21 protein-coding genes and 1 tRNA gene are annotated in these 26,537 nt (G+C 45.5%); 12 read left to right on the forward strand and 10 right to left on the reverse strand.

Annotated elements, in window-relative coordinates:
* Positions 1-2: 2 nt before the first annotated feature.
* Complete coding sequence (locus tag ABZR88_RS16865) at positions 3-2,201, reverse strand: CHAT domain-containing protein (protein WP_107827141.1); 2,199 nt, start codon at positions 2,199-2,201, stop codon at positions 3-5.
* 119 nt (positions 2,202-2,320) lie between these two features.
* On the opposite strand from ABZR88_RS16865, the gene ABZR88_RS16870 reads away from it, so the two are divergent.
* Positions 2,321-2,797 (forward strand): hypothetical protein, encoded by a 477-nt coding sequence (locus ABZR88_RS16870; RefSeq protein ID WP_107827142.1) that lies wholly within the window; start codon positions 2,321-2,323, stop codon positions 2,795-2,797.
* A gap of 179 nt (positions 2,798-2,976) precedes the next feature.
* Here the strand turns inward: ABZR88_RS16870 and ABZR88_RS16875 are convergent.
* Positions 2,977-3,050 (reverse strand) — tRNA-Met (locus tag ABZR88_RS16875).
* Between the two features lie 140 nt (positions 3,051-3,190).
* Here ABZR88_RS16875 and ABZR88_RS16880 point away from each other — a divergent pair.
* From ABZR88_RS16880 to ABZR88_RS16895, 4 genes are all read left to right on the forward strand, one after another.
* On the forward strand, positions 3,191-3,571 hold the full coding sequence (locus ABZR88_RS16880; RefSeq protein WP_107828006.1) for an START-like domain-containing protein: 381 nt from the start codon (positions 3,191-3,193) through the stop codon (positions 3,569-3,571).
* Positions 3,572-3,712: 141 nt separating this feature from the next.
* Positions 3,713-3,955: a hypothetical protein gene (locus ABZR88_RS16885; RefSeq protein WP_146166473.1), complete on the forward strand. Its 243-nt coding sequence runs from the start codon at positions 3,713-3,715 to the stop codon at positions 3,953-3,955.
* 78 nt (positions 3,956-4,033) lie between these two features.
* Positions 4,034-5,470, forward strand: coding sequence for an LptF/LptG family permease (locus ABZR88_RS16890; RefSeq protein WP_107827144.1), 1,437 nt, complete (start codon positions 4,034-4,036; stop codon positions 5,468-5,470).
* A 116-nt stretch (positions 5,471-5,586) separates the two neighbouring features.
* Positions 5,587-6,867, forward strand: coding sequence for an oligogalacturonate lyase family protein (locus ABZR88_RS16895; RefSeq protein ID WP_245916993.1), 1,281 nt, complete (start codon positions 5,587-5,589; stop codon positions 6,865-6,867).
* Between the two features lie 144 nt (positions 6,868-7,011).
* On the opposite strand, the gene ABZR88_RS16900 is transcribed toward ABZR88_RS16895, so the two are convergent.
* Together ABZR88_RS16900 and cobA are read right to left on the reverse strand one after the other, a co-directional pair.
* Positions 7,012-7,371 carry a hypothetical protein gene (locus ABZR88_RS16900; RefSeq protein ID WP_107827145.1) on the reverse strand — a complete coding sequence of 120 codons (360 nt, stop codon included), beginning with the start codon at positions 7,369-7,371 and terminating at the stop codon, positions 7,012-7,014.
* Positions 7,372-7,384: 13 nt separating this feature from the next.
* On the reverse strand, positions 7,385-8,116 hold the full coding sequence (gene cobA, locus ABZR88_RS16905; protein ID WP_107827146.1) for a uroporphyrinogen-III C-methyltransferase: 732 nt from the start codon (positions 8,114-8,116) through the stop codon (positions 7,385-7,387).
* Positions 8,117-8,398: 282 nt separating this feature from the next.
* On the opposite strand from cobA, the gene nirB reads away from it, so the two are divergent.
* Positions 8,399-10,888 (forward strand): nitrite reductase large subunit NirB, encoded by a 2,490-nt coding sequence (gene nirB / locus ABZR88_RS16910; RefSeq protein ID WP_107827147.1) that lies wholly within the window; start codon positions 8,399-8,401, stop codon positions 10,886-10,888.
* Between the two features lie 88 nt (positions 10,889-10,976).
* Positions 10,977-11,327 carry a nitrite reductase small subunit NirD gene (gene nirD, locus ABZR88_RS16915; RefSeq protein WP_107827148.1) on the forward strand — a complete coding sequence of 117 codons (351 nt, stop codon included), beginning with the start codon at positions 10,977-10,979 and terminating at the stop codon, positions 11,325-11,327.
* On the opposite strand, the gene ABZR88_RS16920 is transcribed toward nirD, so the two are convergent.
* Positions 11,324-11,974 carry a Crp/Fnr family transcriptional regulator gene (locus ABZR88_RS16920; protein ID WP_107827149.1) on the reverse strand — a complete coding sequence of 217 codons (651 nt, stop codon included), beginning with the start codon at positions 11,972-11,974 and terminating at the stop codon, positions 11,324-11,326. The genes nirD and ABZR88_RS16920 overlap by 4 nt on opposite strands.
* A gap of 537 nt (positions 11,975-12,511) precedes the next feature.
* On the opposite strand from ABZR88_RS16920, the gene ABZR88_RS16925 reads away from it, so the two are divergent.
* From ABZR88_RS16925 to ABZR88_RS16940, 4 genes are all read left to right on the forward strand, one after another.
* A complete protein-coding gene (locus tag ABZR88_RS16925; RefSeq protein WP_107827151.1) occupies positions 12,512-14,044 on the forward strand; it encodes an alginate export family protein in 1,533 nt (510 codons plus the stop codon).
* A gap of 63 nt (positions 14,045-14,107) precedes the next feature.
* Positions 14,108-15,394, forward strand: coding sequence for an MFS transporter (locus ABZR88_RS16930; RefSeq protein ID WP_107827152.1), 1,287 nt, complete (start codon positions 14,108-14,110; stop codon positions 15,392-15,394).
* A gap of 18 nt (positions 15,395-15,412) precedes the next feature.
* Positions 15,413-18,934 carry a nitrate reductase gene (locus tag ABZR88_RS16935; RefSeq protein ID WP_107827153.1) on the forward strand — a complete coding sequence of 1,174 codons (3,522 nt, stop codon included), beginning with the start codon at positions 15,413-15,415 and terminating at the stop codon, positions 18,932-18,934.
* Positions 18,935-19,051: 117 nt separating this feature from the next.
* Positions 19,052-20,491: a rubredoxin gene (locus tag ABZR88_RS16940; RefSeq protein ID WP_245916994.1), complete on the forward strand. Its 1,440-nt coding sequence runs from the start codon at positions 19,052-19,054 to the stop codon at positions 20,489-20,491.
* A gap of 168 nt (positions 20,492-20,659) precedes the next feature.
* Here ABZR88_RS16940 and ABZR88_RS16945 read toward each other — a convergent pair whose 3' ends face one another.
* The 5 genes from ABZR88_RS16945 to ABZR88_RS16965 form a co-directional block, all read right to left on the reverse strand.
* A complete protein-coding gene (locus tag ABZR88_RS16945; protein WP_107827154.1) occupies positions 20,660-21,253 on the reverse strand; it encodes a DUF4202 domain-containing protein in 594 nt (197 codons plus the stop codon).
* 48 nt (positions 21,254-21,301) lie between these two features.
* Positions 21,302-21,946, reverse strand: coding sequence for a response regulator transcription factor (locus ABZR88_RS16950; RefSeq protein ID WP_107827155.1), 645 nt, complete (start codon positions 21,944-21,946; stop codon positions 21,302-21,304).
* Positions 21,947-21,948: 2 nt separating this feature from the next.
* Positions 21,949-22,602, reverse strand: coding sequence for a sensor histidine kinase (locus ABZR88_RS16955; RefSeq protein ID WP_170113542.1), 654 nt, complete (start codon positions 22,600-22,602; stop codon positions 21,949-21,951).
* 95 nt (positions 22,603-22,697) lie between these two features.
* Positions 22,698-23,402, reverse strand: coding sequence for a hypothetical protein (locus tag ABZR88_RS16960; protein ID WP_107827157.1), 705 nt, complete (start codon positions 23,400-23,402; stop codon positions 22,698-22,700).
* 18 nt (positions 23,403-23,420) lie between these two features.
* The gene (locus ABZR88_RS16965; RefSeq protein ID WP_107827158.1) at positions 23,421-24,305 is read right to left on the reverse strand and encodes a hypothetical protein; all 885 of its coding nucleotides are present in this window, start codon (positions 24,303-24,305) and stop codon (positions 23,421-23,423) included.
* Between the two features lie 492 nt (positions 24,306-24,797).
* Between ABZR88_RS16965 and purH the strand changes: the two genes are divergently transcribed.
* Positions 24,798-26,330, forward strand: a complete 1,533-nt coding sequence (gene purH / locus ABZR88_RS16970; RefSeq protein WP_107827159.1) for a bifunctional phosphoribosylaminoimidazolecarboxamide formyltransferase/IMP cyclohydrolase — start codon at positions 24,798-24,800, stop codon at positions 26,328-26,330.
* Positions 26,331-26,537 lie beyond the last annotated feature (207 nt).

The raw sequence follows: 26,537 nt of genomic DNA on the forward strand, positions 1-26,537 counted from the left end.
TTTCAGTGCTCGTTTTTACGCCGGAACTCATCTTCCCAGCATTCAAACTTGATGAGATCGGCTCTTCCCAAAATACTGTAAAATAGAAATTCCGGTAAGGAGTTGGCTAATTTAGGGCCGGGTCCTTTTAGCATGCTATCATATATTTTCCGCCGTTCATAGAAGGAAAGTAAATAGGTATAATCCTTAACCTGGGCTTCAGCTGAAGCAGCTTTATCATCGGGATGTTTAAGATAGTACTGACGATTGGCAGCGCCGACAGCGGATGTTCTTAAAAGGTGTGAAATAAAGGCCAGCCAATTTTGATGCATAGGTGACTTAGCAGCCGTGGTTAAATTGTTAAGCAGCCGGATATAAAGGATGGAACCAATATCTACACTTATCGGCAGATAAGTAGTAGTAACCGCCAAAGCACCTACCTCGAAAAATGCGTTCGCGATAGTGTCAATTGTCCCATAAGTAGGCGCTGTACTGCAGGCGGAAAGAAAAACGAGCGGCGCAGCTATTTTTAATTCGACAACCAAATCACCGGTGAGTTTTTCCCTTCCAATGTATAGCACCGATGATTTGGTTGCCGCATCGTATCCACCATGACTGTCAATAATCAACAGATGCGGCCGACATTCTTCTACCGCAGCTTTTAGTGCACTTATAGTAAGGCATTCTCTGATTACCACGCCATTCTTCTCACTGACCTTTCGTACACCTGGGTACCATCTTTGAAATGCAGCCTCGTCACTGCCAAACACAACCAATGTTTTTGTAAGAATGTCTGGCGGGATGGTATATCGCCATTGCTCGTGACTGACGAAATTTGCCATCAATCCGTGCAGCCCAGTTTCAGGAAGACGGCAAATATCATGTGTGAAGCAGAATGGAACTCCATCAATATCAGTCCATTCAATCGGCAGATCGCTGATTGCGACAATCTGCCGGTTCTCTTCGCGCAGCTTCTCCATAAGGTCTGCCGAAAGAATTCTTCTACGGAGTTGCTGACCGAAGGATTGAATAGTTTTTAAAACCTTACCACGATTTCCGGGTGCTGTAAGCCTTCCTGCGGCTTCGCTGCGAAAAAAAGATAAAGCACGGTACATCGTCTTGCCCTGGGCTGGGAGGCGGACGACAGGAGAAGTAAGGAATGAGCTGTGCAGGAATGCAATATCGTCCAGGAATTGTGTTTTTAATCCGATCAGCTTAGAATTGAAGAGAAGTGCTTGAGCTGATTTAGGGGCTTTACCCTGGTGAATGTAATTTTCGGTCTGCTCAAAATCCAAGTCGGACAGGTATTCTTTAATTTCGGAGCTTGTAGTCTCATGGAGAAAAGCTTTAACATCGGGGTTTTGAAAAGGCAGCACCAGAATCAATGTACTCAAAAATGGCTCAATTTCGTGAACCGGATTGATCAGCTTTTCCTCAAAACAAGTCTCCGCAAAAAAATCAATTTTATCGGCTTGTTCGACTATTTGTTGTTGCCGGATAAAGCTTTTGGGTTCAGCATGTGCCTGCTTTGGCGCTTCAGTGTTCGAAATTATTTCCTTTTCAGTGATTGTGTCTGTTTCCTCATGAATGGAGTAATCGAAATTCCCGGTAATCGTATTTGCGATGCGGTAGTTGGATTGTGCTGGAACGAAAACGGGAAAATCGTAAAAGCCACTCCAGCCAATCGCTGCTTCTGGCGCTAAATACCGGGAAACTACGCCCATTAACTTAAATAATTCTTGCTGCCCTTCGTAAAGCAAACGCAGGAAGTGGCCAGTGCCGCTTACCTGATTGGGCAGCACAATTTCATCGTCCTTGGTACCATTAAAACAGTAATGAAACCGAAGGGCACAGTGTGAAGCGGTCAACTGTTTGATGATATCCCCAATTATGGTCGATTTCATGTCAACGAAAAATAAATAGGGTCTGTTTTTCGGCATAAAATCGAGGTACTCATTCAGGTTAACGCTGTACTTAACATGAAACCTGTACGGATCGTCCAATCCATTGCGCTGAACCAATTCGTAAAAACTGAGCGATTCACTTATTTGTAACAGATCTTTTGGTACAAAACTTAGAAAACGGATAATGTGATTTTGAAATTCCAATGGGGGAAGAAAGGAATATAATTTTGGTTGCTCATCCATCACCAGGACATAATTAATCGCACTTCTCTGACCAAATCTGTATTGCAGTCGGTCATGCATTTCAAAAGCATCCATAATGATAAAATTTAAGATTAGAAATATACGACTTTACAGAGATTGCCTAAAGCAAATCAATTCTGAATCTTTAACTTGCAGTGATAGGTGTTACCATTAACTAAGCTAAACTTTAAAACATGTCACAATCTGTAGAAGAAAGAGCCCTAATTGGGCATAATCATCGAGGTCATATCATCGATGCTTGCAGCTGGCTCGAAAAACATATCGAAGTTTTTATATTGGATTTTTTTGTTGGAGAGCGTGGCGTGCGCTGGGACATGATGCGGGAAATTTTGCTGGACCGTTTTCATTTTGACGGCAAGATCGCCACCATGGAGGTATTGGTCAAAAAATCAGCTGGTTCCCAGTTTAAAAAACAGTATGGCAAGCTCTTTGGTGAATTAAGATATATCAAAGATCAACGAAATTTTTTTGCGCATTATGTACAAATCGCTCGATTAGACACCGATGATATTTCTTTGATATCGCTGCGTGATGGCACAAAAACGCTAAACTACACAGAAAAGGAACTGAGGGAATTGTTTGAAAGAATCCTTAGATGTTCGAATGAGGTGGTTGAACTCAGTAAAAATGTCAAGGAATTTTTACCTTAACAACTGCTAGGTGCCCTTTTCAAACTTTCCGAATTTCAGCGTTCAAAATGAATGTTTTTGATAAAGTCTTTTACAATTCGTATCTTGTAATTGGTAAGAGCAAGCTAAAAACCGTTAACAAAACCGTTAACAAAAAGAAAAAGCCTATTACGAAATTTCGTAACAGGCTCATCTTCAAGTAGCGGGGAGCAGGATCGAACTGCCGACCTTAGGGTTATGAATCCTACGCTCTAACCATCTGAGCTACCCCGCCGTTTTGCATTATTTTATTTGCCTTTGCAGACAACCTCCCTTGTAAAAAGGTTTGCAAATATAGTAGAAAATACTTTTCTTTAGAAAAAATGTTAATTATTTTGTGCCATTAATGGCCTGCCAGTGTATAAACCCCTGATTATGTCCGAGAAAAAAAAATTTAATATCGAGTATGAGATCAAATCGTCTCCACGTATACTCTACAGCTTTTTAAGCGAGCCCAACGGACTGACACAGTGGTTTGCTGATGATGTTTCTGTGCGCGATCAGGTATATACCTTTACCTGGGATGATGAACAGCAGAGAGCCCGCCTGCTGATGATGAAAGAAAACAAACTGGTACGCTTTAAATGGCTGGACGACGACCCGAACAGCTACTTCGAGATGGAAATTCTACAAGATGAACTAACCAACGATGTTGCCCTTGGCATTACAGATTTTGCCCCCGAAGATGCCATTGCCGACCGCCGGCTGATCTGGGACAACTCTATTGATTACCTGATTAGCGTGCTGGGTGCATAACCTGATATTAACCTAACCAATAAAGTTATCGAGCTACCTTTTAACCAGGCATTTTGCGAGCTTTTGGAGTATCATCTCTCCGCAGCATTAAAAAATCTGGCTGATATTCGCTATAAACATTTTTGGTGCGACGGCATAAGCATGCCTGATGAGCATTTATTATCGCCTGCTGTGGTTGCTGCTGAAAAAGCAATAGCAACCACAGCCTGGCTTGGCTCTACCGGGCAAGACGTATACCAGATGATTATTGTACTCGGCCCCATATCGCTTCAGCGCTATCTTAAGGGCGAGAGTATAACCGGTTGCCTCCCCAATGCCAGCGAGCCCTCAACATGGGTTAACATGGATACAGATGCCCGTAAAATCAGCATTTTACTACAATAAAATACTTCTGCACCAGTTTATGTAAATGGTTCAATCTGCACGCATTCTGAATAGGGGTTTAATTTCTAAATTTGCAGCGTGAAAAAAATACACCTTCTTTTACTCAGGGCATTTATCAGGCCATTTGTAGTTACGTTCCTCATTGTGATGTTCGTGCTGCTAATGCTATTCCTTTTCAAGTATATTGATGACCTGATAGGCAAAGGCTTTGAGTGGTACACCATCCTGCAGCTGATGTTGTATGCCTCGGCTACCAACGTGGCCATGGCGCTGCCGCTATCGGTATTATTGTCGTCAATCATGACCTATGGCGCCCTGGGTGAGAATTATGAGCTGGTGGCCATTAAATCGGCCGGTATATCACTGTCGCGTGCGCTGTACCCCATGGTTATTGTAGTGTTTTTCCTGAGTGTTGCCGCATTCTTCTTTTCAGAATATATGCTGCCGGTAGCCAATCTCAAATACTACTCGCTGCTGTATGATGCCCGCAAGCAAAAAGCATCGTTCCTGATCTCTGAAGGTATTTTTAACAACAGTATTCCCGGCTATTCTATCCGCGTAAAACACAAAGACAAAGACGGTGCTACCCTGCATGATCTGATGATCTACTCGCGCGCCTCGCTGCAGGATAATAACATGGCCGTTACCTTTGCTAAAGAAGGCGTGATGTTTCGCGCTGGCGACAACCTGATTATCCGCCTGCGTGATGGTGTGCGTTATGAAGAATCTGCCGGTCGAAATAATGCCAGCGATCAACGCCAAACGCTGCAGCGCATCCGGTTTAAAGAGCGTATTCAAAAGTTTGACCTTTCCAGCTTTAACCTACAGCGTACAAACGAGGATGAGTTTAGAGGCGCTTTTCAGATGATGAACCTGAAGCAATTGAACGGTTTCCGCGATTCATCCAACAAACTGGTAAACCTGGGCCTGGAAAGAAACTTCTCGCTCATTACGCCCTACATGAAATACTTCCAGTTTCCGCATAAATCAAAAACGGTGAAGAAGTATTTGCCCGGCGATTTGAATTATATCAAAAAACAACCGCGCGACGCACAGCTGGTAGCCATGAACAACGCGTTGAATGAGGCCAAAAGCGTAGGCGAACAAGTAAAACTGCGGGCCACCCGCTTTGAAGAACTAAATCACGAAGTGCGCCGCAGCCGTGTAGAATACGAGAAGAAGTTTACCCTCTCCGCTGCCTGTATAGCCCTGTTTCTGATTGGTGCGCCGCTGGGTGCCATCATCCGCAAGGGTGGCCTGGGGTTGCCTGTGGTGGTGTCAATCATCTTCTTCCTGATCTATTATATCATATCAACCATTGGCGAAAAGTCTGTAAAAGATGGCGATTGGACGCCGCTGTTTGGTATGTGGATGCCCATCGGGGTGCTCACACCTATAGGACTATTCCTGTCGTACAAAGCAGCAAATGATTCGGTGCTGTTTGATATCGAACTTTATAAACGCTTCTTTAAAAATCTAGGCTCTATATTTAAGCGTAAAGAATTACCGCAATAAAGCTGCGTAACTTATTTGTTAGCCTTAGGGCTACACCACTGCAAGATGTTATATTGGTACAGATTAAAGGCCACTCCCACGGTCGTCTTTATAAACCGATATAACATTTTGCTTTTATGATGAAATTAAGCACATGGCTTGGGCTTTGCCTGCTTTTTACAATGCGCGCTTCGGCACAGCAGGTACTGGAAACCGGCGGCCGTAAAATGCCGGATGAGTGGATTGATAAAGACACGCACCACAAAGTCATCCGCCTAACGCGGCTGGAGGGCAGCAACTCCAGCTTTTACTTCCATAACAACCCGTTCATCAAAACTGCCGGCGGCACCGAGATGGCGTTCTTTAACACCCAAAACAAAAGCACGCAGATCTATACCCTTAACCTTAAAACTTTTAAAACCCGGCAGATCACTAACATCAGGCTGCGCACACCGCAGGAAGTGAAAGACAACCTAGTACTGCTGGACCGCGAGCGTAACGGGCACAATGGCGAAGCCATAGGCACAAAAACCCATAATCTCTATTACCAGGTGCTTGACAGTGTTTTTGTGGTTAACATGGATACCCGCAAAACCAAACTCTTCTATGTTTTCCCTGCGGATTTTAAGGGCGCCATATTTACCCTTAATGCCAATGAAACTCAACTGGGTGGTTTATGCAGCCCCAAAGGCGACTCGATTGCCATGCATTACCCAGATGGCGCAGGCAACGTATTATTTAAAGCGCACGTGCCGCACACCTTGTTTACTATTGATATTGCCACCAAAAAGCTCACCAAACTACGCACAGAGAACAACTACCTCAACCACATTCAGTTCTCGCCTACCGAGCCTAATTTACTGATGTTCTGTCACGAAGGGCCATGGCAATTGGTAGACCGCATTTGGGTCATCGATACTAAAACCGTCCAGGTAAAACTAATGCACAAACGCACCATGGACGATGAAATAGCCGGACATGAGTGGTTTGGCCCCGATGGTAAAACCATTTGGTTTGACCTGCAGATGCCGCGCGCCAAAAACTTTTTTGTAGGCGGAAGCAATGTAGAAACACTGGCCGAAAAGCGATATAGCCTAACACGCGATGAATGGTCCATCCATTTCAACATCTCAGCAGATCAGAAACTATTTGCAGGCGATGGCGGGAATGAAGCCCAGGTAGCCCAGGCTAAAGACGGCCGCTGGATCTATCTCTTCACCCCTAACGGCGATCATTTCGATGCCGAGCGACTGGTAAACATGAAGAATCACATCTACTCAAAAAGCGCCCCGGTTAATGGCGTATCAGGACTGGAACCCAACGTTCGGTTTAGTCCGGATGGCAAATGGGTAATTTTCCGCGCTAATTTTGAAGGCAGCACACAGGTGTATGCTGCAGAAGTAGCGAAAGCGAGATAGCCTTATATTTAAGCCAGCATGCTAATATAAGTCGTCATTGCGAGGAACGAAGCAATCTCTGTACAGGACCCTCGAACATGTTAATCCGATTTGCATGCGCAGAGATTGCTTCGTGCCTCGCAATGACGCGGTGGACTAATACCCCTACCCTACATGATCCATCATCAACGGATTAGGATAATTATCAGCCTGATCCTGCATTGGCAAGTCAAGGCACATAAAATCTTTTTCTATCAGCAGGTATAAATCGCTGCTGTTGCTTTCAAAACCTACACGGTCGGTTTGGGTCCACTCGTCGGCCATGTGGCTAGGCATGTAAAAGGTAATGCAGTTGTTCCGCATATCGGCGCGCAGATCATCATCTCCGCTCACTTTTAAAGAGTAGGTTAGCTGTGTTAGGCCAAAGCTGGTACTATCATCAATATAACCTTCGGCGGCAAAGCGCTCCACCTCAGAACGTGTGAGACGGTAACGTAAAGAATTTCCTTTGATGCGAATTTTCATAGCGTTAGTTTATTTATTGATTACTCAGGGCCGTTACCTGGCCTATAATAATAATAGAAGGATAGGTTAAACCTTGCTCCTCTGCCAGTTGAGGCAACTTGCCAATTGGCCCTTTAACAGATTTTTGGTGCGGCAGCGATGCATGCTGAATAATAGCAGCCGGCATATCACCCTTGCCCGCCTCTACATAAGTCTGCGCTATTAACGGCAGCTGTTTCATACCCATATATATAACTACAGTGGCATTGCTTTGCATAGCCAGGCGCAGGTCTTTTGGCAGGGCGCCGTCCTTCTTGGTACCGGTTACCACCCAGATGCCTTCGCTCAGTGCACGGTGTGTTAAGGGGATATCTTCAAAGCCAGAGGCCTGCATACTGGTAATTCCAGGAATAAATTGGGTTTCTATGCCTAAACTTCTTGCAAAAAGCACTTCTTCAAAGCCTCTTCCAAAGATAAATGGATCTCCGCCTTTTAAACGCACCACATTTCCTTTAGTAAAAGCATAATGCTTTATTAATTCGTGTATACTTTCCTGTGGCGTATAATCACGGTAAGGCTGTTTACCTACATATACTTTTTCGCAATCCGGGCGCGTAAAATCAAGTAACTCTTTGTTAGCCAGGTTATCATACAGCACAACGTCGGCCTCCTGAAGGGCTTTATACCCCTTCAAAGTCAGCAATTCCGGGTCTCCGGGGCCTGCACCTAGCACAATTAATCGGGGTTTTATAACTTTTTCGCTCATATTTTGTTAAAAATCACAACAAACAATCAGAATTACCAAGCATTTATCCAAAAATACGTCTATAAATATGATTTACATCATAAAATTTTGATAAAAAACATCATTTTTGATCCATAAATATTGCAACAATCATAAAAATCACACAAAAACAAGTTTTTTTTGTCCAAAAATTATGATGATTGGTACATAAATTAGTAATATTGTCTAAACGAAATGCAAATCGGTCGCAAATTGATGAGCTTTCGCAGTTTAAGATTGCTTTAACACTTTAAAAAATAGAATATGTCTAAACCAACCATCGTAGTAGTTGGCAATGGCATGGTAGGTTACAAGTTTTGCGAGAAACTCATAGCCCGGTCATCAGCCTTTCAGATCATAGTTTTTGGCGAAGAACCCCGCCGCGCTTATGATCGCGTTCACCTGAGTGAATACTTTGCCGGCAAAACCGCCGAAGACCTTTCTATGTCGCCTGCCGACTGGTATGCCGAGAACAACATCAACCTTTACCTTGATGATCCGGTTCAGGAAATTGACCGCCACAATAAAACCATCCACTCTTTAAAAGGTGTTACCATAAAGTACGATTACCTGGTACTGGCCACCGGCTCATCTGCCTTTGTGCCCGATGTTCCAGGAATTAACAAAGATGGTGTTTTTGTTTATCGTACCATCGAAGATTTAGATCTGATTAAAGCATATGCTGCAAACGCCAAAAGCGGCGCCGTTATGGGCGGCGGTCTTTTAGGCCTTGAAGCCGCAAAAGCACTGATAGATCTGGGCATTCAAGAAACCCACGTTATAGAATTTGCGCCACGCCTGATGCCGCGCCAGATTGATACTGCAGGCAGCGCTATGCTGCAAGCCAAACTGGAGCAACTGGGCTTGCGTATCCATTTAAATAAAAGCACTGCATCTATAGACGGCGACCACAAAGTTGAATCACTGCGATTTAATGATGACAGCGCTCTACCAACAGACATGCTGGTTATCTCGGCCGGTATCCGTCCGCGCGATGAGTTGGCCCGCCTGGCCGGCCTGCATGTAGGCACCCGCGGTGGTATCCTGGTGAACGACTTTATGCAAACCAGCGATGAAACCATTTTTGCCATTGGCGAATGCGCCCTGCACGAAGGCATGATTTACGGACTGGTTGCCCCAGGCTATGAAATGGCCGACGTGGTGGTTAACCAGATTGCCGGCGGCGAAAAATCATTCAAAGGCTTTGACATGAGCACCAAGCTAAAACTGATTGGTGTAGATGTAGCCAGCTTTGGCGATGCCTTTATTAGCGAGCCTGCCTGCCGTACCATTGTTTTTGAAGACACCCACAAGGGCATCTACAAACGCATCAACATCAGCACTGATGGCAAATTACTTTTAGGCGGCATCTTAATTGGCGATGCAGACGCTTACAACATGCTACTGCAAACCGTTAACAACAAACTTGCCCTGCCACCAAACCCTGAAGATATGATTCTGGGATCTCGCGGCGGCGAGCAAAGCGAAGGTGCCGGTGTAATGAGCCTACCCGAAGATGCTTTGATCTGCTCATGCGAGGCCGTTACCAAAGGTGGCATTTGCGATGCCGTGAACGACGGAGCTTGCAGCCTGGATGATGTAAAGAAATGCACCAAAGCCGGAACCGGCTGCGGCGGCTGCGTACCGATGGTAAAAGACCTGATTGCAGGCACCCTGAAAGCCAACGGACAGTACGTTAAAAACGTAATCTGCGAGCACTTTGATTACTCTCGTCAGGAATTATATGACCTGATCAAGATCAACAATATTAAAAACTACGATCTGGCATTGGACCACTTTGGTCGCGGTGATGGTTGCGAAACCTGTAAGCCACTGGTAGCCAGCATTATGTCAAGCTTATGGAATGACGTTATTGTAAAACAAGACACCATTCAGGATAGCAACGACCGCTTCCTGGCCAACATCCAGAAAGGTGGCACCTACTCGGTAGTACCACGCATCCCAGGCGGCGAGATCACTCCAGAGAAACTGATTGTTATTGGCCAGGTTGCACAGAAATACGGCTTGTACACCAAAATTACCGGCGGTCAGCGCATCGATTTATTCGGCGCACACATGAACGATTTGCCGGAAATCTGGGAAGAACTAATCAATGCAGGCTTCGAAAGCGGACACGCTTACGGCAAAGCATTGCGTACCGTAAAAAGCTGTGTAGGCAGCACCTGGTGTCGCTTTGGCTTACACGATAGCGTATCATTCGCCATCGAAATTGAAGAACGTTACAAAGGCATCCGCGCACCACACAAATTAAAAGGCGGCGTGAGCGGTTGTATCCGCGAGTGCGCCGAAGCACAAGGCAAAGACTTTGGCATTATTGCTACCGAAAAAGGCTGGAACCTGTACATCTGCGGTAACGGCGGCTCAAAACCACAGCACGCCCAGTTACTGGCTGCCGATATTGACGACAAAACACTGATCAAATACCTCGACAGATTCCTGATGTTCTACATCAAAACTGCCGATCCACTTACCCGTACCGCCACATGGCTGAACAAAATGGAAGGCGGCATGAGCTATCTGAAAAATGTGATCCTTAACGACAGTTTAGGTATCAACGCCCAACTGGAAGAGGAAATGCAATTACTGGTAGACACCTTCCATTGCGAGTGGAAAGAGGTAGTAAATAACCCTGAGCTACGCAAACGCTTCCAGCATTTTGTAAACGCGCCAGCCGAGAAAGACCCTAACGTGAAATTCGAGGGAATGCGCGATCAGATAAAAGCAACCTGGTAAGCTTAAGTACAATCACCAGAAAATACAATTAACAGTAAAAGATAACCACTCCAGGCGCTACCCGGCGCCTGGACCAAAACATACAACTATGCAAGTAGTAGAAGCAATTGAATGGACCTTAGCTTGTTACAGCGACGATATTCCAGAAAACGGCGGTGCCTGCGTAAAATTAGGCGATGAGCAAATAGCTGTGTTTAATTTTAACCGTCGTGGCGAGTGGTATGCTACACAAAATCTTTGCCCGCACAAGCAGCAGATGGTACTGTCCCGGGGCATGATCGGTAGTTCAGGTGAGGCTTGCGAGCCTAAAGTTGCCTGCCCTTTCCACAAAAAGACATTCTCCTTACTGAGCGGAGAGTGCCTGAGTGGAGAGGACTACCAGATCAAAACCTATCCCATCAAGGTTGAAGATGGGAAGGTTTACATTGGCATTGTTTAATCAATTGATTGCACCAGCGCCGCAAGAGCATCGGCATTAATAATGGCAATGCTCTTGCCCGCAACCGCAATCATACGGTCATTTACCAGCTCGTTTATCACCCTAAAGACCGTTTCATAAGTAGCACCGGCAAATGATGCAAGATCCTGCCGGCTCAGCACAATGTTAATAAACCCATCAGCGGTTACCCCAAACTGATCGCGCAGCTTTAGCAACGCATCAGCTACACGGCCCTTTACGGGCATATGGGCTAAATCGCGCATCCGGCGCTCTGCAGTACGCAGCTCGCTGGCAAAAAAGTTTACCAATTGAAAAGTCAACTCGCTGTTTACACGCAGCGTGCTTTCAAAAAACTTCATATCTACATAGCAAACCACTGCGGGTTCTAATGCTATGGCCGAGATAGGATAGTTAAGATTTGAACCAATACCACGATGTCCCAATATAGCGCCATCCCTCGCAAAACGCAAAATAAGTTCTTTATCAGCGTCCCATTGCTTGGTTACCTTAATATTACCGTTATAAACAAAGTAAATACCGGTCACAGGGTCACCTTCTTTAAAAAGAACCTCCCCTTTTTTCAATTTAATATTGATTTTATTGCCACAAATGGCCGGACGCCACTCTTCCAGGCAGTTTTTACACATAAAACATGTGTTTGTATCGCAAAGCGAAGTATTTTTCTTGGTTTTCAATGATTTTTATCCCGTTTGTTTAATGAGTACAAGAACTTTGACACAAATTAATAGATTTTGATTGTATTTTTTAATGATTTATTATCAATTTCTACAAACTTTCATGACCAACACAATGATTTTACGAAGAAATCAAACAATCAAATTCAATTCAAATCAAAAAATCACCAAAAAACCTAAAAATAAGATTGAAAATTTCTCATTTTTCATATCATTTACAATTTATGTTTTGAATTTTTATCAAAAAATTATGTTTTAGCTGACAACCATCACAAAAATTAGGCAAAAACAACAAAATGTTAGCGATTTTTTATTAAAAGCGATATATTTATAAAAATCGAGCTCGGTAAATGATCACTTTTTTAACAAAACAATCATCAATGCAGAAAAATTAGAAAAGATATCAAAAAAAAGCCCCGCCAAGGAGGTCGCAGTCCAAGGCAGGGTAAACAGTTTTCAATCGCTTTAACAAATTAAAAAACTTGCCAAATGTACAAAATTGTATTTAAACAATACACGGTTGTCCTACTTGCCTTTTGCCTCTCGCTAAGTGCGTTGACTGCCAAAGCCCAGCTTACGCTGAGCGGTCAGTTAAGGCCCCGCACAGAACTACGCGACGGCTATGGCACCCTGGAAACCGACGGCAGCAAAAATGCTGCTTTTATATCTCAACGAACGCGTTTAACACTCAATTATCGCTCTAATCGCCTCATTTTTCAAACCACTGTACAAGATGTTCGCTTGTGGGGACAAGATGCCTCAACCATTACTGTAACCGATGGTTCACGTTTGGGCATCCACGAAGCCTGGGCAGAAATTATCTTATCTAACAAAAAAGATACATCATTTAAAGTATCTCCGCTGGATTACTTCGCCATCAAAATTGGTCGCCAGGAGATTTCTTATGATGACGAACGCCTGCTGGGCGGACTGGACTGGACCCAACAAGGCCGCCGCCACGATGCCATTGTACTGAAAGCCCTGCAAAGCGGCTGGCAATTTGATCTGGGTGCCGCCTTTAACCAAAATAGCGATGCTATTAATTATAACGGCACTTATTACACCCCGGCCAACGTTCCTGCTACTGTTAAAGACAGCAACGGCAACCTGGTTAACACCCCTGCCGGTATGATTCCGCTCACCAACGCTTCGGGTAACAGCTCAAAAACCGGCAGCCTGGCACTGCTGAATCCACCAAGCACTAACGGACTGAACCAGAACTACAAAGCTCTGCAGTACCTATACCTTGCAAAGAAATTGAACAAAACCAAGGTATCTGCCCTGTTCCTGACAGATCAGTTTGGCAAATACAAGCTGGATTCTGTTAAAAACACCGCTGGTACAGATGTAGGTTACGTTTACGGCTACCGCTTTAACCAACCAGGTGTTAACCTGCGCTATACAACAGGTTTATTAATTAACCCTGTACTGGGCAGCAAAAACGAGTGGGCATTTACCGGTGGCTATTACCACCAGGGCGGCCATGACAAAGATGGTTTAAGCCTGAATGCCTATATGTTCACCCTATCGGCGGCTTATGCTCCCGGAAAAGTAGGTGTTACAGCAGGTTGGGATTACATGTCAGGCAATGATGTCTTTTCAGGATCTACTCAAAGCCATCGCTTTGACCCGCTTTACGGTACACCGCACAAATTTTGGGGATATATGGATTATTTCTACGTAGCCAGCGGTTCGCCGATTGGTGGCTTGAGCAATCCGTACCTGAAACTAAAATATACATCAGCCAACAAACGCTTTACTACCGAACTGGCCGACCATTACTTCATGCTGGCCGGCGAGCAGAAAGACGTTACAGGCGCCCCTGTAAGCAAATACCTGGGCACCGAATTGGATCTGACTACTGGTTACAAGCTTAACAAAGTTACGCAGGCAACGCTGGGTGTATCATACATGGCAGCCACCCGCAGCATGGAGTATGCTAAAAGCATTACCCCAGGCACTGCCAAGTTAAACCCGGTATGGGCTTATTTACAAATTAACATTACTCCTCAATTTTTATAACAATCACCTCTTCCCCCGCCCTCTCATTTGAGAGGGTTTGGGAGGGGTTAAAATTTGAATAAGATGGAAAAGCAACTCACCAAACTCAACATATTCTCGGGCAAGGGAATACAAATGCGAACGTTTCATATCACGTGGCTGATGTTCTTCGTGTGTTTCTTTGGCTGGTTCGGCCTCGCTCCGCTGATGCCTACTATCCGCGCCGAATTGCACCTGACCAAGGGACAAATTGGCAATATCATGATCGCCTCTGTGGGTTCTACTATCCTGGCTCGCCTCATCATCGGTAAACTGTGTGATTTGTGGGGACCGCGTAAAACAGCTATCCGTCTGTTGCTGGTTGGCTCGTTGCCGGTATTCTTTGTAGGCTTGGCGCATAGCTATGCCACCTTCCTGATGTTCAGGTTAGCTATCGGCGTTATCGGTGCATCTTTCGTTATCACCCAGTTCCATACTTCTATGATGTTTGCGCCTAATATTAAAGGTACTGCCAACGCTGTAACCGGCGGTTGGGGTAACCTGGGCGGTGGTGTAACCAATATGGTAATGCCATTAATTTTTGCAGCCATTGTAGGTTTTGGCTACACACCTGCAGAAGCATGGAGATATGCGATGATTGTTCCGGGTGTGATGATGCTGCTGGTTGCCTTTTTATACTACAAGTTTACTAAGGACACTCCTGACGGCAACTTTGATGAGATTGGTCGCAAAAATGAGTCAACCAAAACTGATTGGTCAATTCTGGCCGACTGGCGCATCTGGGCCCTTACACTGGCCTACGCCATGTGTTTCGGTATGGAAGTAACTTTTGACAACGTTGCCTCGCTGCACTTTGTAGATAATTTCCACCTGTCACAAGGTCGTGCCGGTTTCTGGGCAGGCATCTTCGGGTCAATGAACCTGTTTGCACGTGCACTAGGCGGTATCGTATCAGACAAAGTGGGTAAAAAACACGGTATGCGCGGCAAAGGCCTGTTACTGGCCGGTGTGCTGTTACTGGAAGGCTGCGGGCTGATCTTGTTTGCTCAAGCCGGTTCATTAATGGTAGCCATTATTTCAATGCTAACTTTCGCGCTGTTCCTTAAAATGTCTAACGGTGCTACTTACGGCATTGTGCCTTTTGTAAACCAGAAAAATGTAGGCCTGGTAAGCGGCATTGTTGGTGCGGGCGGTAACCTGGGCGGCATGCTGTTTGGCTTCCTGTTCAAATCAAGCACCATTACTTATGTACAGGCCTTCACTTACATCGGCTATACGGTTATCGCGGTATCATTAATTGTATTGATCACCCGTTTCCGTAAACAAACAGCCGAAGAAACCGAAAGTAAAACTGCGTTAGCAACTGCTTAATATTAAACAATACAGATCATGTCATCCTCTGCCAAACATAACGAAACTTACACCTCAACCTGCTGCTATTGCGGCGTGGGTTGCGGCGTGGTAGTGAAGAAGGAAAAAAATGGCTCCATCAGCGTTGAGGGTGATAAAAACTACCCGGTAAACAAGGGGATGTTGTGCAGCAAAGGCATGAATCTGCATTATACCGTTAATGATAAAACCGACCGGCTGCTGTACCCGCAAATGCGTTACAACAAAAGCATGCCCCTTAAAAGGGTGAGCTGGGATGATGCGCTTGACCGCACAGCAGCCGTTTTTAAAACATTTATAGACAAATACGGACCAGAATCGGTAGCGTTTTATGCTTCTGGCCAATGTTTAACCGAGGAGTATTATGTTGTTAATAAACTGATTAAAGGTTTTATTGGCAGCAATAATATCGATACCAACTCGCGCTTGTGCATGAGTAGCGCGGTGGCGGCTTACAAGATGGCCCTTGGTGAAGACAGTGTGCCTTTATGCTATGACGATATTGAACTGGCCGACTTATTTTTGGTAACCGGAGCCAACCCGGCCTGGTGTCATCCTATTTTATGGCGACGGGTAGAGGCGCACAAAGCGGCCAACCCAAACGTAAAAATCATAGTGGTTGACCCGCGCGCTACAGACACCTGCAGCGTGGCCGATCTGCACCTGCAGATCAATCCCGGAACTGATATTACTTTAAACCATGCCATTGGCCGGTTATTGATTGAGAACGGCGATATCGATATCGAATTTATCCGCAATCATGCCGAGGGTTTTGAGCAATACAGTAAACTAGTTTTCCAACGCACGCTGAGCGAGTCTGCCAAGATATGTGGGGTATCTGAAGCAGACCTTCGCCTGGCTGCGCAATACATCGGCGAAGCCAAAGGTTTCATTACCATGTGGACCATGGGTTTGAACCAAAGCTCTGTTGGTGTAAATAAAAATTTGAGTTTGATTAACCTCAATCTCATTACCGGCCATATTGGCAAACCGGGTTCTGGCCCGTTATCACTAACCGGTCAGCCCAATGCAATGGGCGGTCGCGAGGTAGGCGGATTGGCTAACCTGTTACCTGCCCACCGTAACCTGAACAACCCGCTGCACCGCGAGGAAGTTCAGAAATTCTGGGGCGGCAAACCTATCGATCCAAAACCTGGACTGACTGCCACCGAAATGTTCGAGGCGCTGGAAAGCGGTAAGCTGAAAGCCATCTGGATTATGTGCACCAACCCACTCACCAGTTTGCCAAACGTGCGACTGGCCGAGGCTGCTTTGAAAAAAGCCAAGTTTGTGGTGGTGCAAGAGGTGAGCAACAAGCCCGAAACATTGGCTTATGCCGATGTAATTCTACCGGCTGCGGCCTGGGCCGAGAAAGAAGGCACCATGACCAATTCAGAGCGTCGTATCAGTTATCTCAACAAAGTTGTAGATGCTCCGGGCGAGGCACTGCCTGATGCCGAGATCATCTGCCGCTTTGCACGTAAAATGGGCTTTAAAGGTTTTGACTACAAAACCCCGGCTGATATTTATGCCGAGCACGTGCGCCTGACAACCAAAACCAATATTGATATTGGCGGCCTGAGTCACGAGGTAATTAAAGAGCAACGCTCCGTACAATGGCCTTACAAAAAGAAAACCAAACTGGGCGGTACGCCACGCCTGTTTGCCGATAAAGATTTTTATACCCCATCGCGCAAAGCCATCATCCACCCGGTGCCTGATGCGCTGAACAGCGAGATGCCTGATAAAGATTATCCGTTTGTGCTCACCACCGGCCGCATCCGCGATCAGTGGCATACCATGAGCAAAACGGGCAAGGTAAACAAGCTGAATCAGCACTTAAGTGAGTCATTCATCGAGATCCATCCGGAGGATGCCGAGACGTTGGGCCTGAACGAGGGCGATGTCACCATCATCACCTCTCGTCGCGGCGAAGTGCGCATAAAAGCCAAGATCACCACTACCATAAAAAAGGGCGTGGTTTTCATCCCAATGCACTGGGGTAAGATTTTGGGCAGCGATTTAAATCGTGCCAACAACGTGACCAGTGATGCGCTTGACCCGATCTCTAAAGAACCTGATTTTAAATTCTGCGCGGTTAACCTGCAGAAGTTTAAGAAACCGTTCCAACGGATTGTGGTGATTGGCGCCGGCGCCGGGGCTTACGGTTTTGTAAAATCATACCGCGAGCTGAACCCGGATGATCGGATTACCATCTTCAGTAAAGAGAATTTTCCGTTCTACAACCGCGTACAGCTACCCGATTACATTAGCGGCGAGCAAGCCTGGGAACAACTCGTTAAAATGAAAGACGAGGAAGAACCCGGCTACAAAATTAGCCTGCTGCGTGGGGTTAGTGTTGAAAAAGTTGACAGACAAAAGAAACAGGTGACCGACTCGCGCGGCATCGTTACACCATATGATATTTTGATTATGGCTACCGGCAGTCGGTCGGCTATGCCCAAAAATGTCCCACTACTTCCAGGGATATTCAGTATGCGTAGTCGCACTGACGCCGATAGCTTTAAGAAACACGTGCCAAAAAATGGTCACGTAGTAATAGTTGGCGGCGGTTTGCTGGGTTTGGAAATGGCAGCCTCTCTGCGTGAGATTGGCATGCGCATCACCATCATTCAGCGTACGTCAAGGTTCCTGAACCGCCAGTTAGACGTGCTGGGCAGCCAGTTACTGCACGAGGAAATGGTTGACCAGGGTTGTGATATTTATTATGACGATGAGGTACAGCTGTTCTACGGCCGCTCAAAACTAACCGGCATTGGCTTACGCAGCGGCAGGAAAATTGATTGCGATGCCATGATCATTGCCATTGGTACCACCCCTAACCTGGAACTGGCCCGTGATTGCGGTCTGGAAATTAAGCGCGGTGTGGTAGTAAACGAACGCCTGCAAACCAGCGACCCTGACATTTATGCTATTGGCGAGATTGCCGAGTTTGAAGGGACCCTGTACGGTATCACCGCCGCTGCAGAGCAGCAGGCTGCCGTGGTAGCCGGCTTTATGAACGGCGATATTGGCAGCTATTATAAAGGCAGCCTGTTCATGAACATCATCAAGATTCACGGTTTCGACCTGTGCAGCATCGGTCTGCCCGAATGCCCGGACGATCCGGAATATGAAGAAGTGGTGTTTATTGATAAGGCCAAGCGCTATTATAAAAAGTGTATCATTCACCAGGATAAGCTGGTGGGCACCATCCTCATCGGCGACAAAGGCGAGTTCCTCGAATTTAAAGAACTGATTGCCAAGAAAACCGAACTGAGCGAGAAACGCCTGCAACTGTTACGCAGCGGCAACAAGGCCGACCCGGTATTAGGCAAGCTGGTTTGTAGCTGTAACAATGTGGGCAGCGAGAACATCGGCAAAAAAGTGGCCGAAGGTTGCCACAGCATGGCCGATCTTTGCGCTGCTACCGGCGCTGGTACCGGCTGCGGTTCATGCCGCCCGGAGGTTAAAAGATTGCTGGAAGAAGGATTGAAAAAATTGACCGAAAAGGTATCATAAAGTATTTGACAAAAGGGTTGTCATATTAAACTTGCCGAAACTTGTGCGTGGGGTCACTCTGCATTAATCCCCGCGCCCTCGGCAGGTCAAGGCTGACAGCACAGGAAAGGAGCATATATGAGCGAGCATTTGATCAAAGTAAACTTACCGGGCGGTTTCGTATCAGCCGGCGATTTGTATGAGTTGCTCCTGATTGCCGAAAACGCGGGTGCAACCAACGTGCGCTTTGGTAACCGGCAGCAGCTATTTTTCTCTATCGCCGCAGATATGCTGGACGATCTGGATACAGACATGCTGCGTGCCGGCGTAGAGTATGAAGTGGATGCCGATGAATACCCGAACATCATCAGCTCTTACGTATGCGATAGCATTTTTACGCATGACAGTTGGTTGAAAGAAGGTCTTTACCGTGATATTTTTGACTCGTTCAACTATCAGCCTAAACTAAAGATCAACCTGATTGATCGCTTTCAGAGCTTTGTGCCCTTCTTTAGCGGCAACTTCAACTTCATTAGTTCCGAGGTAAGCAACTATTGGTACCTGTACGTACGCTTTCCAAAAAGCAATCAGTTTTATTGCTGGCCATCGCTAATTTATACTGAGGATATACCGGTGATCAGCAAAAAGATCGAGACCGTGATCCTGAAAAACAAAGGACTGTTCTACAGCACTGCCCATGCCGATGAGCAACTGCTCTATGATATGGTTAGCAAAGGCTCAGACCAGCATCACCAACCCGTTACCCAGGCCCTGCAACTACCTGATTTTTATTTACCTTACTATGAGGGCTTTAACCGCTATGCCAATAAATACTGGCTGGGTGTTTACCGTCGTAACGAGCTGTTCCCGATTGATTTTTTGAAGGATGTATGTAACCAATGTATCCGCAACCGCATCGGACAAATCTATACCACGCCATGGAAATCAATCCTGGTTAAAGGTATAGACCCTAACCACCGGAATGATTGGGGATCGATCCTGGATAAATACCGATTGAGCGTTCGCCATGCCTCTAATGAGTTGAACTGGCAGATTGAAGATATTTGTCCGGAAGGCCTGGAACTAAAACAGCAACTGGTCCGCATTTTTGAGGAGGCCGATCTGCGTACTTATCGCCTGTGCTTTGCCATCAAAACACGACCTAAAACCGGATTGATGGGTTCGGTCATTATCAAAACTGAGCCATCAGGCACTTATAAAATTCAGCATACCGATAACTTTAACCCGAACTCAAAAACCTACATCACCTATCGCCGCCGGGTTAAACAAGATGATCTGGCGGGGGAGCTAATGGCTTTGTGCGATAGCTATTACAGCATCTCTAATAAGCCCGATTTTGCAGCGGTAGCTACCAGCGACAAAGAGGCACCAGCAATTGCACCAAAACTCATTCATCAGTGCCGCAACTGCAAAACTTTGTATGATAGCGATTACGGCGATGAGTTCAATAACGTAGCACCGGGCACCGCATTTGAAGACCTGAGTGATGATTATTGTTGCCCGGTTTGTGATTCGGGCAAGGAATGTTTTGAAGCGATAGAGGCTATAGCGGTTTGATTATAGAACGCTTGTAGCATTCTTTGTTGCAGTCGCTCGGCTCCAGCCGAGTGACGACTATTGCCTGGCCTGTGTATGTTAACCATAGCTTGCCGGCGGCCAGAGGCCGCGAGATAGATGTCACTCGGCTGGAGCCGAGCGACTGCGTAAAAGAAGCTTTTCAGAAGGCTACTTCATCTTCCCCAGCGCCTGCTTAATCAAATCTAAACCACCTTCGCTGTAGGGCAATTTCAGCGCAAAGCCATGACCGTGCGCGTCCATTTTCAATAAAGATTTATAGAGGATAGTCACCATCTTCTCGGGGTCATTAGCATATTTCTGACGAAATTCTTCATACTGATACTGCAGGAACACCAAACAAAGTGCATTCTCTATGGTCTGCACATCGGCATCAACCTTGATCTTTTTCTTGAGGAGGATCTGGGTAACACGGTCTATAATTTCATCCGTATAACCTGCCTGCTTCATTAGGCGACTGGTAGTTTCGGCATGATGTAGGGCCAGGTCTTTGCGCCATTTCAGATAGGCTTCGCGGCCATCAGGGTAACTTTCGCGCGGCATTTCCCAGCGACCGATATGCTGGCTGCGGGAGGCCAGTAAAAGCTCTTCGCTGGCGTGCGGGTCTAATTCGCGCACCCAGTCAAATAGTTTTATAGCAAAGAAATATTCTTGCCGATAGTCTTGTCCCTCCCACTCAAAAAAGCGCGGGTCTTGTTGGTTATATTCGTCAAAAAGTTTGAAAGCGATGTCCAGGTTGTCCATGCTACAAATTACCGATTTTTCTGCAATAAGTCAATAACCTGTTACCTATTATTCTAGCTGATAGATCTTGTTTTTGATGGCATAAAGCACCAATCCAGAGCGGGTCTTCAAATTCAACTTCTGGAACAACGATTCACGGTAGTTATCAACCGTGCGGGGGCTTACAAACATCTGCTCGGCAATTTCTTTGTAGGTCAATTCAGAGCAGCAGAGTTTTAGAAAATCCACTTCGCGGGTGGTCAGTTTCAATCCCTCGTCATTAGCCACGCTCCGAATCAGCTTGCCCGATACAATCTCATTAATATAAACCCCTTTTTGGGCCAGGGTTTTAATGGCCTCCAGCAACTCGCGAGGCTTTAGCTGTTTGAGTACATATCCGCTGGCACCGCTTTTAATCATGTTGATTACTGCGGCATCATCCTCATACATGCTCAGCGCCAGCACCAATATTTGCGGGTGATTCTGCTTTACCCACCGGGTGGTGTCATAACCATCCATCACCGGCATATTAATGTCCATCAAAATCACCTGCGGATGTTCGTGCTTTTGCAGCATTTGCTGTAGCTGCTTGCCATTTTCGGCCTCAAACACCAGTTCCAGTTCATCAAACTCTTTCATCAGCATGGCTACCCCATGTCTGAAAAGGGCATGATCATCAACAATTGCTATTTTAATGGGGGCGTCTGTAGTCATTTTTATGGATAAGGAATATAAATTTCAAGGGTACTACCATTGCCTGGTGACGAAGTAATCTTCAGCTCGCCGCCAATAATGCTGGCTCGCTTGCGCATACCATGCAGGCCCATGCCCTTTTTGTCTGGCGAGAGCAGTTCTGGTTCGAAGCCCTTGCCATTATCGGCAATGGTTAGTCGCATCTGCTCGGAAGTATAATGTAATTTGATGCTAATTTCGGTGGCTTCTGCGTGTTTAATGATATTGTTAAGCACCTCCTGCACAATCCGGAAAACGAAGAGATCTTTATCGGCATCGCGCCCTCCTGCAGGTTGCGTGTTACCCTCGTAACTCACCCTGTATCGGCCCGAGCGTTCAATCCAGGTAATTTCCTGGTTAATAGCTTTATCTAAACCGGCGGCAATGGCTTGCTCGCCATGCAGTAATCGGCCTAACTGGCGTAGTTCTTTAATAGACCTGCCGGTCAAATCAATCGCTGCATCAATCTTGTTTTGTATTTTACCCTGATCATCCAGCTCAATAGAGCCAAGGGTGAGCGCGGTAAGACTTAACAGCTGACCAATACTATCATGCAGATCGGCACCCACGGTTTGCATGGTTTGTTCCTGCACCTCCATCTGGGTTTTTACAATTTCCTCTTCAAATGCTAATTTCATTGCTACTTTTTCTGTGTGATGGCGCTTTTTGCGCTGGTTGTAAATAATGATATAGACTATAAGAAAGCAGGGGGCAATTAAAAATACAAGCGTTGCTAAGACGAGTAGTCCGGGGAGGTTTTTATCAGCCATTTTTTACACACAAATGCATAGCTCCAGCATCCGTAAAGCAGGAGGTTCAGTACGGCGTAAATATAGCCAGTTATGTAACGTCTCGGCGCAACAATTAATAATGATAATCTTTCTGTGATTTGATCAAAAAATATGCTGATAACGGTGCTTCCAAAGTAAAAGAACAGCACACCCGCTACCCACCAAAATGGCGGGTAAACTTTAAGATCATAAAAAGCATCGGCCTTTAATAAATGATAAAAATAAACAAGCCCATAAAGGATAAAAATAATAGCCGCAATGGTTGCTGTTATATGGAAACCAAGCATGATGCCGCGCGTTGCCAGCTCATAACCAAAACTTGCAACAATTAAAACCAGCCCGCCAATAATGACGGGCCGGCTGTTAAAGTACATTTTAAAAAGGTTATTAAACATTAGCGAAATGAAGCTTGCTTCTACAATTCCAAAAATATTATATAGCCAAACGTTAGAGTGCGCCATTGACGGACTAATGCGGTACAGCGCTTTCAAATAAGCCCCTGTAAATTCTACCACACAGGTCAACAGCATAAAAAACACCATGCTGCGCCAGGCAACGTTTTTATCTTTAGTAAGACAAAACAACGTTACTATAAAGCATACCAGTTCTGATACGGTATTGAATGTAAATAGCTTTAATATGATCATTTCTCTGAAAACGTTTAATTAGTGAGCGGGCCAGGTATTCATACCACAGTTGGTTGGGCATGACTCACCGCCATCAAAATCATCCCCACGCCCTTTTTTGCTCTTGTAATAGCACTCATAGTAATCAGTATGCACATCGTTTACATTTTTTGTAGTTACTATAATAAAGTTATCGCGGTTTGCACTGGTTTTGCCCAGATACACGCGGATGCCGTCTGCATCTACTTTTGCGGCAATGGCGGCATTCAGCTCGTTGTATAAATTGGCTATTATGCTTTTTGGATACCACTCGCTGATGGTATTGATAGTGATGGTTGTTTTCATGAAGCTTTGTACATACGCATGCGCACTATCGCAAGAGAGATGATTGGTTAGCTCTAAACCGCAATCATCCGGTGGACATTGAAAATCAGGATTATAAAGGAAAGAGCCTTTGCCCGGCTCATATTCACCAGAATCGCGCGCAGCTTTGGTATGCACAAAAGCATCGTCGTAAACAAAATAGTCTTTATGCTCAAAGCCCGACACAGCCGAAGGACTGGTACCACCTTCTTGTGTGGCGGTAACAATAATGGTGTTTTTACCATCCTTTAAACCGATGTAAAAGCGGATACCATCGGCATCAGGATTTTTATTGAACAACAGGTTGTATACATTATCTACCCAGGCCTTGCTTAACCAGAAACTCAGGGTTTTTGATGTTGCGTTATAGTTCTCATTAAATTCAGCCGCCATAGAGTTTGCCTCTTTGGTGTCAAGTCCGTTAAGTGTGTAGGCGTCAGCCGGCATGGTGTCTTGCACTGCCAGGGAAGGCTTCTTGCTTTCAGCAGCTTTTTGTTTTGCAGGCTGGCTACAAGCTACGGCCAGTAAAGAAATACCTAATCCGATTAAGATTTTTTTCATAAAAATGGTTTACGTTAAATAGTTTATTGATTTTGTTGCTAGTTTAGGTACAGACCAAAATTGGGGATAAGGCGCACGATACACAATTGACTTTTTACCCCTTTGTATACCGTAAAATTACCCTACGTTAAAAAGCATAGAAATATGGCTTGGATGTGCGGATGAAGGACATACTGCAACGCAGTATAGATGATAGATAATTGTGAGGACATGGAGCGCTGGTTTTGGTTGGTTGCGCATTGAGCAAGACTTGAGCCTTGCAGCGCAACTGTACGCTGATAAAAATAACAGGAATATTTGGATTGAGAAGACGCGTTTAGAAAATGTGACGAATACGTCTAAAAAGCAGAAAATCTACATCCTAAATTTTGCGATAGCTTTTTAACTATAAATAAAAAACAGTATACCAAGGCCTAATTCCAAAAAAACCATCAAGCATCTGTCATTATCTACTGATTATCCTTACCTTTGCGGCTCAAAAATTACCTGCACATGAGCCAGTCTGTTCAAATTAAAAACGCCTTAATATCTGTTTATTACAAGGATAACCTTGAGCCCATCATCCACGAACTGAATCGTCTTGGAGTAACTATTTACACCACCGGCGGTACCGAAGACTTTATTCGCGGCCTGGGGGTTGACGTAGTAAAAGTAGAAGATCTGACCTCTTACCCTTCTATTTTGGGCGGTCGCGTTAAAACGCTGCACCCAAAAGTATTTGGCGGCATACTGGCCCGTCGCAGCTTTGAGGGCGACCAGCAGCAGCTGGCACAGTACGAAATTCCGGAGATTGACCTGGTAATCGTAGACCTTTATCCGTTTGAAGAAACCGTAAAATCTGGCGCAGGCCAGGACGATGTGATCGAGAAGATCGATATCGGCGGTATCTCATTGATCCGCGCTGCGGCTAAAAACTTTAAAGACGTAGTGATCCTTGCTTCTAAAGATGATTACACCGAACTGGAAACCATCCTGAAAGGGCAAAACGGATCTACCACTTTTGATCAGCGTAAACGTTTCGCTGCAAAAGCATTCAACATCTCATCAAACTATGATACCGCCATTTTCCAGTACTTTAACACTGAAGAAGAGATCCCGGTATTTAAGCAAAGCATCCAGCATGCACGTGTATTGCGTTACGGCGAAAACCCTCACCAGAAAGGCGCTTTCTACGGCAACCTGGAAGCCATGTTTAACAACCTGAGCGAGAAAGGCAAAGAATTATCATACAACAACCTGGTAGACGTTGACGCGGCCGTTGCCCTGATTGACGAGTTTACCGAGCCTACCGTTGCTATATTGAAACACACCAACGCTTGTGGTGTAGCCAGCCGTTCTTTCATTAAAGAGGCATGGATTGATGCCCTGGCATGCGATCCGGTATCTGCTTTTGGTGGCGTAATCATCACCAATACCGAAATTGACGCAGAGACCGCTGCTGAGATTGATAAACTGTTCTACGAAGTATTGATTGCACCGGCTTATACAGATGAAGCTCTTGCCATCCTTACCGCGCGTAAAGGCCGTATAGTATTGGTACGTCAGCCCGTTGAATTGCCGGGTAAACTGTTCAAAACCTTATTGAACGGCGTTATTGAGCACGACAAAGACCAAACCATTGAAGGCCCGGCACAAATGACTCCGGTTACCGAGCGCCAGCCGAGCGAGCAGGAGTTGAAAGACTTGTTCCTGGCTAATAAAATTACCAAGCACACCAAATCAAATGCCATTGTTCTGGTAAAAAACAACCAGATGCTGGCCAGCGGCGTGGGGCAGACTTCACGTGTTGATGCTTTGAAACAAGCTATTGAGAAAGCAGCTCACTTTGGATTTGACATTAAAGGTGCGGTAATGGCTTCAGAAGCATTCTTCCCATTCCCAGATTGTGTGGAGATTGCTGCAGACAATGGCATTGTTGCCGTATTACAGCCAGGCGGTTCTAAAAACGACCAGCTGTCTATCGACATGGCCAATCAAAAAGGTATCAGCATGGTAACTACCGGCGTGCGCCACTTTAAACATTAACTGTTTTGAGTTGATTAGGTTGATTAAGTGATAGGTTGTCTAAGTTACTTTTAAGCTAAACTAAGCAAACCACTCACTTAATCAACCCTATAAACTTAATCAACTATAATTCAACAACCTAACCCACCTGCAGGCTTAAAAAATTGCCTGCGCGCACGATTTTCAAGAATTTCGAGTTATTAATACTTAATTCGTCATCTATTCATG

It is taken from the genome of Mucilaginibacter yixingensis (genome assembly GCF_041080815.1).
Lineage (GTDB): Bacteria > Bacteroidota > Bacteroidia > Sphingobacteriales > Sphingobacteriaceae > Mucilaginibacter > Mucilaginibacter yixingensis.

Coding starts and splice junctions, on each gene's coding strand:
- cobA (WP_107827146.1), bottom strand. CDS start 8,116: ATGAGCGAAAAAGTTATAAAACCCCGATTAATTGTGCTAGGTGCAGGC.
- purH (WP_107827159.1), top strand. CDS start 24,798: ATGAGCCAGTCTGTTCAAATTAAAAACGCCTTAATATCTGTTTATTAC.
- nirD (WP_107827148.1), top strand. CDS start 10,977: ATGCAAGTAGTAGAAGCAATTGAATGGACCTTAGCTTGTTACAGCGAC.
- ABZR88_RS16900 (WP_107827145.1), bottom strand. CDS start 7,371: ATGAAAATTCGCATCAAAGGAAATTCTTTACGTTACCGTCTCACACGT.
- ABZR88_RS16895 (WP_245916993.1), top strand. CDS start 5,587: ATGATGAAATTAAGCACATGGCTTGGGCTTTGCCTGCTTTTTACAATG.
- ABZR88_RS16865 (WP_107827141.1), bottom strand. CDS start 2,201: ATGGATGCTTTTGAAATGCATGACCGACTGCAATACAGATTTGGTCAG.
- ABZR88_RS16920 (WP_107827149.1), bottom strand. CDS start 11,974: ATGTGTAAAAACTGCCTGGAAGAGTGGCGTCCGGCCATTTGTGGCAAT.
- ABZR88_RS16925 (WP_107827151.1), top strand. CDS start 12,512: ATGTACAAAATTGTATTTAAACAATACACGGTTGTCCTACTTGCCTTT.
- ABZR88_RS16965 (WP_107827158.1), bottom strand. CDS start 24,305: ATGAAAAAAATCTTAATCGGATTAGGTATTTCTTTACTGGCCGTAGCT.
- ABZR88_RS16880 (WP_107828006.1), top strand. CDS start 3,191: ATGTCCGAGAAAAAAAAATTTAATATCGAGTATGAGATCAAATCGTCT.
- ABZR88_RS16960 (WP_107827157.1), bottom strand. CDS start 23,402: ATGATCATATTAAAGCTATTTACATTCAATACCGTATCAGAACTGGTA.
- ABZR88_RS16955 (WP_170113542.1), bottom strand. CDS start 22,602: ATGAAATTAGCATTTGAAGAGGAAATTGTAAAAACCCAGATGGAGGTG.
- nirB (WP_107827147.1), top strand. CDS start 8,399: ATGTCTAAACCAACCATCGTAGTAGTTGGCAATGGCATGGTAGGTTAC.
- ABZR88_RS16930 (WP_107827152.1), top strand. CDS start 14,108: ATGGAAAAGCAACTCACCAAACTCAACATATTCTCGGGCAAGGGAATA.
- ABZR88_RS16945 (WP_107827154.1), bottom strand. CDS start 21,253: ATGGACAACCTGGACATCGCTTTCAAACTTTTTGACGAATATAACCAA.
- ABZR88_RS16950 (WP_107827155.1), bottom strand. CDS start 21,946: ATGACTACAGACGCCCCCATTAAAATAGCAATTGTTGATGATCATGCC.
- ABZR88_RS16885 (WP_146166473.1), top strand. CDS start 3,713: ATGCCTGATGAGCATTTATTATCGCCTGCTGTGGTTGCTGCTGAAAAA.
- ABZR88_RS16940 (WP_245916994.1), top strand. CDS start 19,052: ATGAGCGAGCATTTGATCAAAGTAAACTTACCGGGCGGTTTCGTATCA.
- ABZR88_RS16870 (WP_107827142.1), top strand. CDS start 2,321: ATGTCACAATCTGTAGAAGAAAGAGCCCTAATTGGGCATAATCATCGA.
- ABZR88_RS16935 (WP_107827153.1), top strand. CDS start 15,413: ATGTCATCCTCTGCCAAACATAACGAAACTTACACCTCAACCTGCTGC.